The sequence below is a fragment of the Verrucomicrobium sp. BvORR106 genome (genome assembly GCF_000739655.1).
Lineage (GTDB): Bacteria > Verrucomicrobiota > Verrucomicrobiia > Verrucomicrobiales > Verrucomicrobiaceae > Verrucomicrobium.
The window spans coordinates 46,156-62,563 of record NZ_BATR01000098.1 but is presented as its reverse complement, the minus strand read 5'-3'; the positions used below and the strand labels follow the sequence as shown (position 1 = coordinate 62,563).

Genomic DNA, 16,408 nt, shown 5'->3' with positions numbered 1-16,408 from the left:
CGCGTAATAGTCTATAACCGCCCCCCAAAGAAAACCCCGATCCCTGCACACGAATTCGTCCCATGAGCTCCTTTAACGCCCGCCCTGTCAGCCGTTCCTCCGGCTTGTCCCGCCGCCATTTCCTGCGTGGAGCAGGGATTGCCATGGGTTTGCCCTGGCTGGAATCCATGAATGCATGGGGCAGCGCCACGCCATCCGCCAAGGGAGCTCCCCGCCGGTTCGCCGCCCTGTTCATGGGCAATGGCGTGAACCCGCACCACTGGGGCGCCACCAACGGTCCCCAGGGCATTGAGTTGATGAAGACGCTCAGCCCGCTGGAGCCGGTGAAGGACAAGCTTCTGGTCTTCAAGGGACTCTGGAACCCCACCACCGTGGCCGGCCCCGGCGGCCATTACCCAAAGATGAACGTGCTTTCCGGTCTGACCGTGAAGCAAACCACCACGGATGTGCAGGTGGGCACCACCATGGACCAGCTCATGGCGCAGGAGTTGGGCAAGAACACCCCCGTCTCAAGCATTGTGCTGGGCACGGAAGGTCCCAAGTACAGCACTGACAGCGGCTACACCTCCATCTATTCCGCCTACATCTCCTGGAGCAGCCCAACTGCGCCAGCCCCGAAAGAGATCTATCCTCAACAGGCCTTTGACCAACTCTTTGACGACGGCTCCAAGCGCAAGCGCGACAAGAGCGTGCTCGACCTCGTGCTGGGAGATGCTAACAGCCTGCGCAACAAAGTGAGCCGCCGCGATGCCTTGAAGCTCGACGAATACTTCACCTCCGTCCGCGAGTTGGAGCAGCGCATTGAAAAAGCGGATGCCTTCAGCAAAAAGGAGACCAACGGTAACGGCTGGTCCCCCACCGTCAAGGCCCCCACCTTCGCCCGCCCCGCAGCTGGCATCCCTGCCGATGTGCGCGACCACTTGCGCCTTCAGCTGGACACCATGGTGCTGGCCCTCCAGATGGACCGCACGCGCATCGCCACCATGATGCTCAACAACGACCTTTCCCAGATGAACTTCGGTTTCCTGGGCGGCATCAAGGGTGGTCAGCATGAGCTCTCCCACCATGCCAATGATCCCGAGCGTCTGGCCATGTACCAGAAGGTGAACGAGTATCACATGCAGCTCATGTGCGAGACTCTGCAGAAGATGGATGCCACCGATGAAGGCGAGCGCTCCCTCCTGGACAACAGCATGATTCTCTTCTGCTCGAGCCTCTGGGATGGCAACGCCCACGACTCCCGCCAGCTCCCCGTCCTCCTCGCTGGCGGCGGTGGCGGCACCATCCGCGGCGGCCGCATGCTGGACTACAGCCAGAACGAGAACCGCAAGCTCTGCCGCCTCCACCTCTCCGTCATGGAACGCATGGGCATGAAGATGCACAAGTTCGGCGACGCCGACTCTCCGCTGCCAGAATTGGCGTGAGCCAGTGGGCAGAAGGCAGTGGGCGCGATGCTGAACCCCGGGCGTCCCGCTTGCAGGGTTCATCCAAACTACCCCACTGCCTCCCACTTTCCCCATCCTGTTAATCCTTCAAAATCTTGTTAATTCTGTCTAGAAAGCGTCCGCTCCCGCCCATCCCCTTTCCAGCTCCATAGCGCCATCAACACGGCTCCGGCTGCCACCATCGCTGCCGCCACGGGCACAGCTTGGTACCCGGCCCCGGCTCCCCGCTCAATGATCACGCCGCCCATCCAGGCACCGATGGCATTGCCGAGATTGAAGGCCCCGATATTTAGACTGGAGGCCAGGGTCTGACCGCCCCCCGCCTTCTGCAGCACCCGCAGTTGCAGCGGGGCCACGGTCGCGAATGCCGCCACCCCCAGCAGGCCCACAAAGAGCACCACTCCCACCTTGCTGTGCATCGCCACGGTGGTGCCCGCCAGCACCAGCGCCAGAAACACCAGCGTGCCCACCATGGTGGCCATGAGCTTGCGGTCCGCCAGCTTGCCGCCCACGTAGTTTCCCAAGACCATGCCCCCGCCGAAGGCGAACAGAATGGGTGACACTGCCTCTTGGGCAAAGCCGGTCACCTTGGTGAGGATGGGTTCGATGTAAGTGAATACCGCAAACACCCCCGCCCAGCCCAGCACGGTGATGAGCAGACCCAGCAGCACCTGCGGGCGAAACACTGCGGCCAGCTCCTCCCTCATCATTCCGGCCCGTTCACCCGTCTGCTGCTGCCGGGGCACCAGGAGCGCGATCACGGCAAAGCCTACCACGCCAATCACGCTCACCGCCCAGAAGGTGGACCGCCAGCCGAAATGATGCCCCAGCCAGGCCCCGGCAGGAACCCCCAGCAGCGTGGCCACCGTCAGGCCGGTGAACATCACCGAGATGGCCGAGGCCTTCCGATCCTCCGATACCAGTCCAGTGGCGACCACCGCGCCCACGCCGAAGAACGTGCCATGCATGAGGGCTGTGATCACCCGTGCCACCATCAGCACCGTGTAGTTTGGCGCCAGCGCACATACCACGTTGCCCACGATGAACAGGATCATGAGCCCCATGAGCACCGCCTTGCGAGGCAGCCGGCTGGTCAGAATGGTCAGCACCGGGGCTCCGACAAAGACCCCGAGCGCATACCCGCTGATCAGCAGCCCCGCCGCAGCGATCGACACGTGGAGATCCGCAGCCACCTGGAGCAGCAGCCCCATGATGACGAACTCCGTGGTGCCAATGCCAAAGGCTCCCACGGTGAGCGCATAAAGTGCCGGCGGCAGCCCCGCCTTCTCACGCGTAGTGACGGAGTTGGCAGGTTTCAATGAGGTTGCACATGAAGCAGAAGTTGGAACTTGCATGCCCCTACCGTCCGGTGTTTCACTGATACATCCATTCTCTTGATTCAATCGTTTCGATAGATGCCATCAATCAAAGACAGCCCTACGGAACTGCGGCACCTGCGCTACTTCCTGGCAGTAGCCGCCGCCGGGAACTACCACCGGGCGGCGGAGGCGCTGCACGTCTCCCAGCCCACCTTGTCCCACCAGATCAAGCAGCTGGAAGGCCAGATGGGGACCCCGCTTTTTGACCGTCTCAGCCGGACGGTCCGCCTCACGGCTGCAGGGGAAATCCTGCACACCCGGGCCGTCACCATCATGCGCGAACTGGACGACGCCCGCCGTGAGATCGCCGAGCTACAGACGATGGAAAGCGGACAGCTTCGGGTGGGCATCGTCTCCACCGTCAATGTTGCCGTTGTGCCCGAAGCCGTGAGCGCCTTCCGCAACCGCTATCCCAAAGTCACGGTATCCGTTCGAGAAATGCCCATGGAGAGTCTGGAAGCCGAGGTGCTGGCCGGCAAGCTTGACCTGGGCATCAGCTTCATCTCTACCAAGAACCACCCTCACCTCGATACCGAACCGCTCTTCGTCGAGCAACTCGTCGCCGTACTCCCTGACAAACACCCGCTGGACCGCCAGCGCAAAATTCTCCTCTCCGAGATGCTGGCCCAGCCCCTGGTGCTGCTCAGCCATGGCTTCTGCACGCGCGAGCTCGTGGTGGAGAGCGTCGCCCTGCAACAGCTCGACCACCGTCTGCATCCCGCCGTGGAAATGAACTCCATCGAAGGTGTTCTTTCCACGATCCGTCAGACGAACATGGTCACCCTGCTCCCAGAATCCGCTGTGCAGTGGGATAAGCACCCCGACCTCCGTGTCCGTCGTCTGGCCGACAAACCAGCCGACCTCTCCTACCGCCGCGTCGGCCTCATCTGGGTCAACGGCGGCCACCGCACCGCCGCCGCCCGGGCCTTTGCCGAAGAAGTACGGGGAGGGTTGGTGAATGGTAAAAAACGGTAAGAGGTAAATGGTAAGTGGAGGCATCAACCTCCACCCCCAATCTTGTAAATCTGTCAGAAATCTTGTTACTCCTGTCTACAGCCTCCTCTCCTGATCCCGCAAATACCTCCGGGCCTTCCGCGCTGCCGCCATCACTTCATGCGGCTCGCCTCTTCCCGCTATCTCCAGCATGATGGAGCCCTGGAAGCCGCTATCGCCGAGTTTCCTCAGGACATTCACCCAGTCAATATGCCCCTCGCCAGGGGGCAGGTGATCATCATGATGACCTGAGTTGTCACTGGCGTGAACCATCTTCAGATAGCCCGCCAGCTTGTGCATGGCGCTGTCCAGATTGCGGGCCAGATACGCGTGGCCTGTATCGAGACATACCCCAACATGCGTGGTCGTCATCGCCCCGAGGATCCACATCATGTCAGGAATGTTGCCAAAGAGCAGGTGAGACAGCTTGTTCTCCAGGACACACAGCACGCCCAACTCCTGGCAACGGGTGGCAATGGTGCTCAAGGAACGGGCCACGTGCTCAAGCCGCCACCAACGCTCATCCCCTGTGGGATACAGCGCGTGCTCCGGCCCCGGATGAATGACAAAGTTCCGGGCGCGCAGCATCGCCGCCGCCTCCGCCGCCACCAGCACCTCCTTCACCCCTTGCTCACGTCGTTGAGCATCGAGAGACGTGATGTCGATGTGGTCGGCGAACGGGGCATGAAACGAGTACGCCTCGATCCCGATGCCGGCCATCTTCTCGGCTGCCCGGTGCACCGCGCCGGTGTCATGGTAGTTCAAATGCGCTGGGAACGAGCAGATCTCCACGAGGTTGAACCCTCCGGAGCCGATCGTTTCCAGGCAGTCAAAGATGCTCTTCTGGTAGAAACAGCCCGTGGAAAGGCCGATGGCCCAGTCTCTCATGTTGCCTCCTGTGTAAAAGTGATTCCCGGAACCGCCGGATATCATCGCCGCAATCCGTCACCAGGCAGAGATTCTCCTCCTGGGCAGAGCGACAGTTGAAGTCCACCAGGTCATCCACTCCGGTGGCAAAAAGCCCGCTGAAGAGCCGGGCGTAGAAATCGGCACGGGTCGCTGGATCACAGAGATACCATTGCTCCCCCCACTCATGATGTTCCCGTTCATATTTGGAGCGGATGAGCCCTCCAATGTGTCGCGGATGCCAACCCAGGGCCAGCATCACCCGCACCACCCGTTCTGCACAAGCCGGTCGCAGCAGCAGATCGTTGGGCTTTTCCAGAATGAGACGAACGCACGGCGGAACCTCAGAGAGATCCGTGCGGTCATACGTCTCCGGCCAGCGCTCCGCCGGGTCATGCTGGGCCTCATAGTACCAGTCATGAAATTTCCTCAACCTTGACGCCGCATAGTCCTCCACCAGGCGTTCCATGGGCTCGGAGGCATCCGGAATCCGGGTGGAGGAGCGCTCTGCCAGGCGGTTCACCTTGTCCACCTCCCGCATCATCTGCAGCGCCCGCCCCAGCCGCACTCCCGCAGGCATGGGGATGCTGAAGATGGGCGGCATGCTGTCCACAGCTTCTGCCCCAATCTTCCACGTCTGCTGCCGGGGTTTCAGGTAAACACTGAAAGGTACCCGCACCGCCCGGGCAATGAGAGGATCCGCATACTCTGTGATATCCACCGACACCATCTCCCGACCGTGATCATCTGCCCCCACTTCAATCGCGGCCATCTCCACCGGGATCTCGCTCTCCCCGGCGGCCACGGTTTTCACCTGGTGGGCCAGGTACTCCATCACCAGCCCCAGCCCGGCAAAGGCCCGGCCCAGCTCCGGCTCCACGAGCTCGCCGGTGGGCGATGGAGATGTTTCATAGAGCCGCTCCAAGGTGTCCGAGAGCCGCCCGAAGCCAGCCAGCTTCTGAAAAACCTCACTCTCGCGCCGCATCTGCCACACGAAGTGATGGCCCCGTCCGGTGAGGAGATGCAGCGGACGGATGCCGTAGGAGAACAGGATGTCCTTCACTGCACGCTGGACCGGCTGCTGCAGGGAGAAACCGCGGTCTGGATCGAGGTAAATCTCCCCGGGCCGGTCAAAGTTCACATATTCAATGTCCAGGTGGGCAATCAGGTACTCGTGATCCCACAGAGAACGGTTGATCTCCGATCCTCCATCCAGCCAGCGTGTCAGTTCCCTCAGCGGGTAACGTCGGCGGTACATCGACTCCGCCTCTGTCCCGGGAGCAAAGTACATGGCGGTGCCCCCATCGGGAAAGCGCCCGCCGAGAAACTCCCCGATCCGGCGTTGAATGGCGTCCCCTGCGTAAAAGCCGCGACGCTGTTGAACGGTGAGTTCCATGGCCTGAGCAAACAACAATCCAAATCCGCAGAATGAATGCGATCTTCCCAGAAGGTCAGGCTCCCTTGCGAGCCCTCACCCTCTGCCTGAAAGATCGTTCATCCAGCCGGATCCGGCCTTGCTAACTTGCACGCACCATTTGCGGCCCACCCGCATCACCCTCAGGAGACTGCGCTGGCGGGCGAGGCCGCCTCAAGAAGCGGCAAATCGCTACGCCACCGCCTTCACCCGGGAGGCGAGCACCACACTGGCCAGGCTAGCCGCGATTGCGATCCATCCCAGCGTAGGGAAGTGGAGCAACTTCCCAGTCAGGGCGTCCTTCACCACGATATGGCCGCCCAACATGGAGGCCACGCCTGCGGCGAGATCACGCACACTGCTGTTCAGACTCATGAAGCTGCCCCGCAGACGCGCTGGTACCGCAGAGGTCACGATGGCCTGCCCGGGAATGAAACGCCCTCCGCCAAAGACGAAGAAGAGTGCCGCCACCACCATGATGACTGCCAGGTGGGACGGTCCCTGATTGGTGATCAGATACACCGGCAGAAGCGCTCCCAAGATCATGATGGCAAACATCTTCAACCGACCATGCCGGTCCGCCATGCGCCCCACCACCGGGGAGGTTACAAAGCTTGCGATGCCGCCCGCCAGATAGAAGTAAGACAGATCCTTCTCTGCCAGCCCCGCATTGGCGACCATACTGGGACTCAAGAAGGGAATGATGATGAAGTGCCCGAAAATCATCATCATCATGAAGGAAAGTGCCGCCAGGGTGTTGCGATTCGTCAGCAGTTCAAGCAAACCCTTGATGGCCTGTCTGCTGTGCTGGCCTGCCGCCGCCAGATGTCCGCGCAGGGCGGGAAAACGTACCAACGTCACTCCCCACACTACCGATCCCAGGGCGACCACAAGGAGAAATGGGGCATGCCAGCTCCAGATCGCGGCAAGCCAAAGCCCAAAAGGCACCCCCAAGATGGAGGCAAGTGCAAAGGAGGACATGATGATGCCCATGGCGGAAGCCCGTCGCTCCAGAGGCACAATGTCCCCCACAATCGTCAGCACCATCGCTCCCGATACTCCGCCAAAAGCACCGCTGACAATACGAGCCACGAGAAGCGTCTCATAGGAGGGCGCAAGGGCACACGCCAGAGTGCCCAGGAGGAACCCGGCATAGCAGAAAAGCAGAGCCGTCTTCCGGTCAAAGCGATCCACCAAAAACGCCCCCAGCAGCCCCGCCACGGCCGCGCTGAAAGTGTAGGAGGCCACCAGATTGCTGAACTGATGCGGCAGAATATTGAAGAGCCTCATCAACTGAGGCCCCAACGGCATCATGACCATGAAGTCCAGGATGTGGGTGAACTGGACAGCGGCAAGAAGGAGCAGCAACGGGCGCTCCGGGAGGGGAGATTTGGGCATACTGAGGATTTTGCGAGAGGAGGGCGTTAAGGTGTACGCCTCCCCCCGCTCATGAAGACCGGGCTTTTTTGGCACCCGGCGTCCTCACTCTCAAGGATTTCCTGACGGAGCGTGTTTTTTGAAGAAAGGCTCCAGGCGGGCCCGCAGCTTTTCCTGCTTGGCCTGGCCCTCCGCCATGCCGATCTGAGCTCCCTTCTTCATGAGCTGAGGCAGAGCCGTGAGAGACTTGCGCCCCAGCGGGCTCTCATAGAAGGCGGCGAGGCCTGCCAGCTCCTCTTCCGTAAAGTTCTGGGCGTAGAGCTTGATCGTCTCGTCGAAGATCTTGCTGTGATCCAGATCCTCCGTGAACCAGGTCCGGAAGATGCCTTCCAGTTCCTTGGCATCCGTCGGATTGAGTTTCATCTTCTCCGACATGTTGGTGATCATCGGCATCATCGCTTCCAGACCGTTCGACATCTGGGCTTTGATATCCATGACTTCCGCCAGCTTTTCTGCTGCTTTCACAGCCCCCGGTGTAGGCTCCTGACCACGCACAGAGGTGAAGGCGAGCACGACGGCAACGAACGGAAGCAGCATTTTCATAAGCATCGGAACGCCCTGGTTGGCACCATGGGCGTGAAGGTGAAGGTGTGGCTAGGGGTGAACGTGGACGGGCGGAAAAAATTCCGCGCTCATCTTGCGGTCGCCAGCCATTCCCTGACAAGCAATGTTTGCTGGGAAACTGCGCCGATGCGCTCAGTTCCCTCGCTTCCCTGCCCCTGGCTCCAGAGCCAGACTCACTTTTTCAGTGAAGAGGCGATCCAGTCGCGCCTTCAACTGCTCCTGCTTGGCCTTGCTTTCAGCCGCCGCCATCACCACGCTGCGCTTCATGAGTTCTGGCATCACAGTCAGGGCCTTGCGTCCCGCTGGGGTCGTATAGAACTCCGCCAGGATGATCAGTTCCTCCTCCGTGAAAGTGCTCGCGTAGAGCTTCACGGTCTCCGCCAAGATCTTCGCATGGTCGAAGTCCTCCAGATACCACTGGCGGAAGGTGCTCTCTAGAGCCGTGCGCTCCTCAGTCGCCAGCATCATGCTGTCAGCCATGCCTTTGATCATTGGCATGAGAGCTTCAAAGCCGCCTCCCATTTGCCCCTTGAGATTCATCACCTCTGCCAGCTTTTCTGCCGCCTTTAAGCTCCCCGCTGGCGGGGTGGTCTCTGGAGATGGCGATTGCGCCATACCCATCCCCGCAAACCCAACCCACGCAGCGACGATAGACAGGAGCTTTCTCATGATTAGGACAAAGAGCTAGAGACCCGCGCAGCAAGACCACGCATAAGAAACTGGACTATTCATAATTTGCATATCGTCACTATCCATCAAGTAACAATTAGCATTTCGAGAAAAAACGCATACCACCAAAGGGTTAGCTCTGTCGGCGTGTCGGTCTTCAACAGACACCTTCCCTCGAGGACGATGCGATGCCGAGCCTGTGTGGACTAGCTTCTGGCCCAACGACTTTCGGCCGTTGGGTAGATGTCTTGGAGGCCAGCTCCAAACGAGAGTGGCGACGGCCCGGCGACCGGCTGGCCCTGTGGTTCCGCCAGCCCCGGAAGTACCGCTGCCGAGGATGCGCAGAGATCACCCACTGGATCTCCACACCTCCCGCGCAGCGGCCATTCCTAATTCCTAATTTGCCTCCTCAACCACCCCAATCTTCTCGATCGGCAGCGCCTTGAACCCGAGCTTGAAGGCGGGAGATTCCGGCTTCAGGCGATAGTCATCCTTGGCGGCGTTTTCAAACAAGGGATCCGCCACCACCGAGTGCTTGTCCCAACCCTCGCTCTGCCAGGCACTCCATTCATCCATGGGACCAGCCTCGCGGATGCTGAGGTCCTTGAGCTCCAGGACGGCCTCGTCCACCGGGAAGTCGAATCTCACACAAAACTGGCTCATCCAGTCCTTCCACTTCGCATCCGACTCCCGGGGCATGGAGCCGGTCACTTCCACCTCCTGCCACTCGGGGGTGAGGTGAATCTCCTTGCGAGGCCCTTCCCAGTATCCTTTCCCGCCCACGAACATCATGAACGCGGCGGAAACCTTGGCCTCCGGTTTGGTCGAGCGCACCTTCAGCCGGGCGCGGAAGGAGGCCCCCGCCTTGAACGGCACGAAGGGACTGTGAATCACGCTGTGGGGGTTCTTGGGATCCTTGCTAACCGCACCGTCCGTCACCAGCACGCCGCCCTGCACCACCGACTTCAACTCTTTGAGCGGCTTGTGGTTCCACCCCCAACCCTTGGGAGCGGTGCCGTCAGCCACACCTTGGAAGCTACCTGCTCCGGCCAACAGATCATCACCCTGATCGGGTCCCACTTTGGAGACGGCGGTGCGAATAGGCTGACCACCGTTCCATGCCAGGTTGTAGTCGCAAGTATTGTGCTCCGGCATGCAGTTGCGGACGTCCACGTAGCGCAACTCCGGCTTGCTCCAGAGCACGATGTTCCGCTCTGCCACATTCCCGCTCATCATGGTCTGGTCGGGGAAGAAGGCATTTCGTGGATCGATCTCCATGCCTCGCATGCCTTTCCAGGCGGGCAGATCCTTCACACTGGCCCAACCTTCCACCATGGTCGTCATGTGGTTTTTGACATAACTGTGTTCGGGCCGCCAGCCGTTGAACTCGATCTGACGTTCACCGCCATCCACGAAGATGTTGTTCAGGATGTGGTGGTCCCGCCCATTGTGCAGGTGAATGGCTGCGCGAGAGCAGCGAGCCACGATGTTGCCCTCAATGTCCAGCCCGCCTGCGTTGTCATCCATGTAGATCCCCCAGGCGAAGAAAGGAACCTTGAGCCCGGCCGACTCCTGCCCCACCCCCACGATGTCATGGATGAAGTTGTACTTCAGACTCGTGCCGCGGGAGCTGATCCAATCGCGCCCGCCTGTGTACACACCACCGCCATCCTGGGTCTCCAGCATCACGTGGTGGATGTGGTTGTACTCGATGACCAGGTTGTTTCCACTGAACTGTACGCCCATGCGCGGGCCGTCGTGAATGAGGTTGTGCGTGACCACATTCCCCACGCCTCCCAGGCCCACCCCGGCGGCATTCTTGTTGATGACCCCCACATGGTGGATGTGGTTGTTCGTGACCACGTTGTTGGCCGGCACCAGCGTCTTGCGATCCCCACCGCCCACACCCACGCCGGTGTTGCCGATGTAGGAGATCTCATTGCGTTCCACCCGGTTGTTCTTGCCACCCTGCAGGCTCACGCCGGAGCCTCGCATGCTGCCACTGTGCTCGATGACACACTTTGTCACCAGGCAGTCTTCCGTGCCTTCCATCGTGATGGCTGTGCCATTGCATCCCAGGAAGGACAGCCCCCGCACCGTGATGCCTTTCACGCCCGCACGCATGCGGACGAAGCTATCCACCACCGGAATCCGAACCTCCGCCTGGTCGAGCGGCTTGGGTGGCCAGAAGTACAGCGTGGCGCTCTTCTGGTCCAGATACCACTCACCTGGGGCATCCAGCTCCTCCAGTGCATTCTGGAAGAAGTAGCGGTTGTGCGGATGCAGGTCATAACCGCAATCCTTGGCCAGGGTGAGCTTGCGGGTCTCCGGATCCAGAGATTTTACCGGTTCAATGAAATTCCACCATCCATATTGGGCGAAGATGAAGAGCTCCACCTCCTCCGGCCGGGACCACTTGCGCACATCCGCAGCCTTCACATAGCCCTCCCGCTTCCATACGTGGCCCTCGTTGGCCCCCTCCGGCAGTTCAGTGAGAAACGCCCAGCCACCGTAGAGCGGATTGGCAGGGTCAAAGTTTGGGTAGCGCGCCAGCGGCTGGCGCTCGCCATTCAGCAGTAGCTGACGAATCTGGATTTTGCTCAGGTTCAAGCCGGATACATCCGCCTTGAGGATGGCGCCCTCGTGCGTGGTCCAGCCCGTCACCTTGCGGGCTCCAATGAACTTGGGCTTCGCCCCCGGCGCGGCCTCCCAGGTCACCGGCTGACCGTCAGACCTGCCGTCCACCACATCAAGCTCCAGCGGCTGCTGCATTTCATAGGTCCCATCATGCACCACCACCCGGGCCTGCTCCTTGAGCCCGGCTTTCTTGCGCAGCTCCCGGATCGCATCACGGGCACGAGTCAGGCTCGCAAACGGAGCTTCCGCGGTGCCAGCGGCCGTATCCAGGCCGGAGGGAGAAACATGAAACTCAACCCCTGCCACCATGGGCGCAGTGCCCAGGAAAGCTGGAAGTACCAGGAAGCGAAGCAGACGATGCATGCTCACATTCTGTGAAGCTAGGTCGCCTTGTCAAAGAGCCTCCTTCCCGGCAAGCGGTACAGACAGACACCTACAAATGAGCCCCTGCCATCACGTCCGTGGCCTTGAGTTCCAGGCTAAACGGCTCCAAAGGCATCGCGGCGTCATGCTCAAGGTGACTCGCACACACGGCAAACAGCTCCACCTTAGTCTTGGCACGCCGCATGGCGTGCAGGAAGCTCCCCGTGGGCTCGACTCCCAGGCCGAGGAAGTTCAGATACTTCTTCATCTTCTGCACCTGTAGCGTCTCCGGCACCTCCGGGCTGGTCACGGCCTCATACAGACGGTGGATGTACTCCAGCACCTCCCGCCCCCGGGGTAGCACGACCGGCTGCCCGGCCAGATGCTGCCTGATCTGCCGGAACATCCACGGATTGCGGATGGCTCCACGTCCGATCATCAGACCGCGGGCCCCCGTCACCTCCAGAATCTCCTTTGCCTTCACCGCGGATGAAACGTTGCCATTGGCCAGCACCGGGCACTTCATCGCCTCCACCGCCCGGGCAATGAAGTCGTAGTGCACCTCACTCCGGTACATCTCGGCCACCGTGCGACCGTGCACCGTCAGCAGATCAATGTTGTGCTTGGCGAAGATCGGCAGGAATTGCTCGAACACGCCAGCGTCATCGAAACCGATTCGAGTCTTTACTGTGAACTTGCACTTCACCACCGCATCCCGCAGCGCACCCAGGATGGCATCCACGTGACGAGGATCCCGCAGCAGACCGCCGCCGGCACACTTTTTATAAACCACCGGCGCCGGGCACCCCAGGTTCAAATCTACAGCGGCGATCGGATGCTCCTGCAATTCCTTCGCCGTGCGCACGAGCGAGGCAATGTCGTTCCCGATCATCTGTGCCGCCACCGGCCGCCCCGTGGGATTCTCCGTCACCGAGCGCAGAATGGGCTTCTCCAGATTGGAGTCCGCATGGACACGGAAGTACTCGGTATAGTAGAGGTCCGCACCGTCATAGTCGGTCATGAGCCGCCAGAAGGGCAGGTCCGTCACATCCTGCATGGGCGCCAGCGCCAGCACGGGGCCCGGTCGCGCCATTAGATCCTCGAACTCCCTCACCGGGACCGCCGTGACAGCGGCTGCATCATCAGGAAACAACATCACCGGAAGGTTGTGGCACATCCATCCATCGTTCAATCAATCAATCAATCGTCATGGCCGTGATGGGCCAGCTCACGCTCATGGCGGCGACGCAGCTTGGCGATCTCCACCCCCCGGCACAGGTACCGGTCATCGCACGCCGTGCGGGCGCACTTCTCACAAAGATAAAGCTGGGGCGAGACAATCTCCAGCAGCTCGTCGGCATGCCGTTGAATGTCCTTCTTGCTCCAGTCGCACAGTGTTCTTGACATAGATTCTCAATCCTAATTCACATCCCAGCAAGTTACAGCGAAATGATTGGTTGCTACATTCTCAACAACCGCCTACTTTCTCAATAACGTATTTAGCTATATGAGCACCACGAAAACTTCTCCCGGAAAAACCCAAAACGCTGTGACGGCGGCCCTCTCCACCCTGCTCGCTGATTCCTACAGCCTCATGGCGGAAACACACCTTGCTCATTGGAACGTGGAAGGCCCTGCTTTCTTCGAACTTCATGGCGCGTTTCAGAAACAGTATGAGGAGCTTTTCGAAGCTGTAGACGAAGTTGCCGAGCGCATCCGCGCCTTGGGTGACTACTCCCCTGGTGGCCTCGCTGTCTTTGCAAAAGCCAGCTCCATCCCCGGCGCTCCGGTGGGTGCTGCTCCGGCCAAAGATTTCGTCGCCGCCATCATTGAAGGCAACGAAACCGCCAACGAGTCTGCAAAGAAACTTCGCGACACCGCTGAGCAGGCTCACGACCTCGAAACGCAGGACCTCGCCATCAAGCGCATCCAGTATCACGACAAGACCCTCTGGATGCTGAAGAGCTACCTCAAGAACCTGTAAGCGCTGTTCCGCAGCGGTTCAGGTTTTGACGAACCCTTTCTCGAAGACCAGCTCCCTCCGGAGCTGGTCTTTTTTGTTGGTTGGTGTTCAGGGCGAAGGCCGAATCGAGACGGCGTTGATCTTGGGGTATCGCGGTCCATCTCAAACCGCCTGCGACGCAAATGGCCCTGCCCCGTCTCACTCCCTCACTCCCTCACTCCCTCACTCCCTCACTCCCTCACTCCACCACTCCACCACTCTACGCGTCCATTTTCCTCGTAAGATTGGACAATATTTGACCGTTTTGTCACTGAATACAGGCTACTGAGACCCATTCTCACGATTTCATTTGCATTGTCACGATTCTGATCCTTCTTTTCGCATGCAAGTTCACACTGGCGTTGCTTCCCCAGCCACCGATTCCCGGCGGCCTCTGGCAAGATGGCGTGCTGATGCTGCCCGTCTGGCGGCCCAGTTGCTTTGTGAAGTTTCCCCTTCGGCTGCGGATGAGGTCCTCGATCTCCGCATGATGCTGCTCGACAGCCAGGCTTCGGCCCAAGCCGTACTCACTACCTTCTTCGCTGCTCGCAATCGCCTGGAAAGCGAGCACTACCTCCTCTTTTTCAGACTCCGTCGTGTGCTGGAGCCTTCCTTTGGGCTCGAAACCACCGCGCAGGATTTCCCGGCCCGCCAAGAGACAGTGAACTTCCACTGTCGTGACCTGCGGCACTTGAAGCGGCGCGCTCAACAGGATGCTTTCGAGTCCGATCTGCGGCTCAACAGCCCTGAAGAGGTGCAGGTACGCATCGTGTGGCGACTCTCTCCGTACGCGGAGACCGCCAACAACTGACGGGCTTCTCCGTCAATTGATTGCAAGGGCTCCTGCCCTTGTCAGCCGTACTGGACGAAGGGCTCTCGTGCAGGTCACTGCCGCAGTTTGCGCGGCTCGTCACTTTCACTTGTCCAGTCGCAAAACTTCCGGTAGGACGATGCAATGCCCTCACCTTCAGGGGATGATTCTGGCGCAGAGGCCGAATTCACCCCTCCCCCACTCCCTAATGGTGCCCATTTCGGCGACCTGAACGCCCCGAAGCGTCATGCCCAGCGTTTGATCCCGGGCAGAATGGGACTGGGGCGGGAATTGGTGCTTTGGGCAATGGCCGCCCTGATCCTGTGTGTCTGGTGGGAGGCAGAGTGGTCTTGGAGCGGCGGTTCCAGCGCGGGAGCAAGCACCTCGGGTGCCTTTCGGAACTACGTCGCCACTTCCATGATGGTGCATGATGAGTACTCCCAAAAAGGATACCAGGGCCCCGGCTTCATGAAGTGGATTTTGGAGCTGGATGCCATCCCCGAAGATGTTTACTCAGCCTTCACCGAGGTCGCGGCGGAAGGCCACTCCACGGACGCCTTGCAGATGGACCTCGCGCTGGTCAGCCTGCGTTTCAGCCGGGACCAAGAAGAAAACTCCGCGGAGTGGACGGCCATAGCCCAGGGGGCGCTGGAGTCTGTGAGTGAGGAGGGGCAGAAACTTCCCGCTTACCGCTACATTAAAGGTGCCGTGGACGGCACACCGGTGGCGGCATCCGAACGCGAAGCCCTGGACCAATACCTCCGTGAACAACCCGTGGACTGGTGGACGGGCTTTCTGGCGGCCCAGTACCATCTTCAGGACCGGATCAATCAGGATGCTCTCGCCGAAGCTCAGAAAGGGGCCATGAGCAACTTCGGCTTCGCCGCCGTCATTTTGGTGAACCTGACGTTGTTGGGATTGATCGCGCTCCCAGCGGCATGGGTGGCACTGGCCCGCTCTGGCCTGAAGGCGCCCGCCTCCCATTTACGCCTCTACCGCCTCTGGCCTGGCCCCCGGGTGGTCAGCACCTTCGGCCTCGCAGCACTCGCCGCCCTGTGGCTGACTCACCATGTCTTCACCGCCGCATACCCATGGGTGGCGGGAGTCATTGCGGCAGTGATGGATGAGTATTCCGCCTGGCAAACCACCACCTGGATCTGGCTGGGCTGGGCCACCGCGATGGTTTCTCTGCCCCTGGTGCCACTCTGCCGGATCTACGCCCCTAAGTTCTCGCGTCTGGCACAGGTCCTGGGGTTTAGAAACCGGGATTTCGCCTCCGCCAGCTACATCGGGCTGGGTTTCGCCAGCATGGGGCTCCTGCCTTGGTTTTTCCATTTTCTGGACACCGGCCTGGAATGGCTGGGCTCCACCTCCAGCGTGCTGGACGGCTTGAGTCGTTCCTTTTCAAACCAGGGCGAGCTCTCCCTTCCTCTGGGCATCTTTTGGGCCGTCACTATGGCCCCATTTGTGGAGGAGATCGTCTTCCGCGGCTTCATCTTCAGGTCCGTGCAGGCCCGCTGGGGCACCGTGGTGGGCATGCTGATCTCCAGCGTCGTCTTCGCAGGATCTCATTTCTACAGTGTCAACGGAACCGTCCACGTCTTCCTCTTCGGGATCCTGAACTGCTGGGTGTACCAGCGCACCGGGAAACTGGCTGCTAGCATGATCGTTCATGCTGGCAACAACCTCGCAGTCATCCTCCTGTCTCACTTTTCAGGCGGATAAGCCCCCCTTGCCAAGTGGCGGTTCCGCGATTAAGTCTCATCCCCCTTTTTCCCGTCCCCGCCC

The 16,408-nt window shown here is 60.3% G+C and carries 14 protein-coding genes; 5 read left to right on the top strand and 9 right to left on the bottom strand.

Annotated features, from left to right (window positions below):
• The first annotated feature begins 62 nt into the window (after positions 1 to 62).
• Positions 63 to 1,424: a DUF1552 domain-containing protein gene (locus BV106_RS17230; protein ID WP_038166752.1), complete on the top strand. Its 1,362-nt coding sequence runs from the start codon at positions 63 to 65 to the stop codon at positions 1,422 to 1,424.
• A gap of 119 nt (positions 1,425 to 1,543) precedes the next feature.
• Here BV106_RS17230 and BV106_RS17225 read toward each other — a convergent pair whose 3' ends face one another.
• A complete protein-coding gene (locus BV106_RS17225; RefSeq protein WP_038166791.1) occupies positions 1,544 to 2,722 on the bottom strand; it encodes an MFS transporter in 1,179 nt (392 codons plus the stop codon).
• A 138-nt stretch (positions 2,723 to 2,860) separates the two neighbouring features.
• Here BV106_RS17225 and BV106_RS17220 point away from each other — a divergent pair, with 138 nt between their 5' ends.
• Positions 2,861 to 3,799, top strand: coding sequence for a LysR substrate-binding domain-containing protein (locus BV106_RS17220; protein WP_038166750.1), 939 nt, complete (start codon positions 2,861 to 2,863; stop codon positions 3,797 to 3,799).
• 75 nt (positions 3,800 to 3,874) lie between these two features.
• Here BV106_RS17220 and BV106_RS17215 read toward each other — a convergent pair whose 3' ends face one another.
• The 8 genes from BV106_RS17215 to BV106_RS17180 all read right to left on the bottom strand — a co-directional run bounded on the left by BV106_RS17215 (position 3,875) and on the right by BV106_RS17180 (position 13,214).
• Positions 3,875 to 4,705: a sugar phosphate isomerase/epimerase family protein gene (locus BV106_RS17215; protein WP_038166748.1), complete on the bottom strand. Its 831-nt coding sequence runs from the start codon at positions 4,703 to 4,705 to the stop codon at positions 3,875 to 3,877.
• On the bottom strand, positions 4,647 to 6,119 hold the full coding sequence (locus tag BV106_RS17210) for a hypothetical protein (protein ID WP_038166745.1): 1,473 nt from the start codon (positions 6,117 to 6,119) through the stop codon (positions 4,647 to 4,649). Before BV106_RS17210 ends, BV106_RS17215 begins: the two co-directional genes overlap by 59 nt.
• A 210-nt stretch (positions 6,120 to 6,329) precedes the next feature.
• Positions 6,330 to 7,535, bottom strand: a complete 1,206-nt coding sequence (locus BV106_RS17205) for an MFS transporter (protein ID WP_038166744.1) — start codon at positions 7,533 to 7,535, stop codon at positions 6,330 to 6,332.
• A 90-nt stretch (positions 7,536 to 7,625) separates the two neighbouring features.
• A complete protein-coding gene (locus BV106_RS17200; protein WP_038166743.1) occupies positions 7,626 to 8,117 on the bottom strand; it encodes a DUF2059 domain-containing protein in 492 nt (163 codons plus the stop codon).
• 153 nt (positions 8,118 to 8,270) lie between these two features.
• A complete protein-coding gene (locus BV106_RS35780; RefSeq protein WP_265595782.1) occupies positions 8,271 to 8,807 on the bottom strand; it encodes a DUF2059 domain-containing protein in 537 nt (178 codons plus the stop codon).
• 396 nt (positions 8,808 to 9,203) lie between these two features.
• Positions 9,204 to 11,807 carry a right-handed parallel beta-helix repeat-containing protein gene (locus BV106_RS17190; protein ID WP_038166741.1) on the bottom strand — a complete coding sequence of 868 codons (2,604 nt, stop codon included), beginning with the start codon at positions 11,805 to 11,807 and terminating at the stop codon, positions 9,204 to 9,206.
• A 70-nt stretch (positions 11,808 to 11,877) separates the two neighbouring features.
• Complete coding sequence (locus BV106_RS17185; RefSeq protein WP_081891840.1) at positions 11,878 to 12,963, bottom strand: tRNA-dihydrouridine synthase family protein; 1,086 nt, start codon at positions 12,961 to 12,963, stop codon at positions 11,878 to 11,880.
• A 44-nt stretch (positions 12,964 to 13,007) separates the two neighbouring features.
• Positions 13,008 to 13,214 carry a hypothetical protein gene (locus BV106_RS17180; RefSeq protein ID WP_038166739.1) on the bottom strand — a complete coding sequence of 69 codons (207 nt, stop codon included), beginning with the start codon at positions 13,212 to 13,214 and terminating at the stop codon, positions 13,008 to 13,010.
• A 100-nt stretch (positions 13,215 to 13,314) separates the two neighbouring features.
• Between BV106_RS17180 and BV106_RS17175 the strand changes: the two genes are divergently transcribed.
• The 3 genes from BV106_RS17175 to BV106_RS17165 all read left to right on the top strand — a co-directional run bounded on the left by BV106_RS17175 (position 13,315) and on the right by BV106_RS17165 (position 16,345).
• On the top strand, positions 13,315 to 13,791 hold the full coding sequence (locus tag BV106_RS17175; RefSeq protein WP_038166737.1) for a DNA starvation/stationary phase protection protein: 477 nt from the start codon (positions 13,315 to 13,317) through the stop codon (positions 13,789 to 13,791).
• 361 nt (positions 13,792 to 14,152) lie between these two features.
• Entirely contained in the window at positions 14,153 to 14,620 is a 468-nt protein-coding gene (locus BV106_RS17170) for a hypothetical protein (protein ID WP_038166735.1), read from the top strand.
• Positions 14,621 to 14,764: 144 nt separating this feature from the next.
• Positions 14,765 to 16,345 (top strand): type II CAAX endopeptidase family protein, encoded by a 1,581-nt coding sequence (locus BV106_RS17165; protein ID WP_081891838.1) that lies wholly within the window; start codon positions 14,765 to 14,767, stop codon positions 16,343 to 16,345.
• The last annotated feature ends 63 nt before the right edge of the window (positions 16,346 to 16,408 follow it).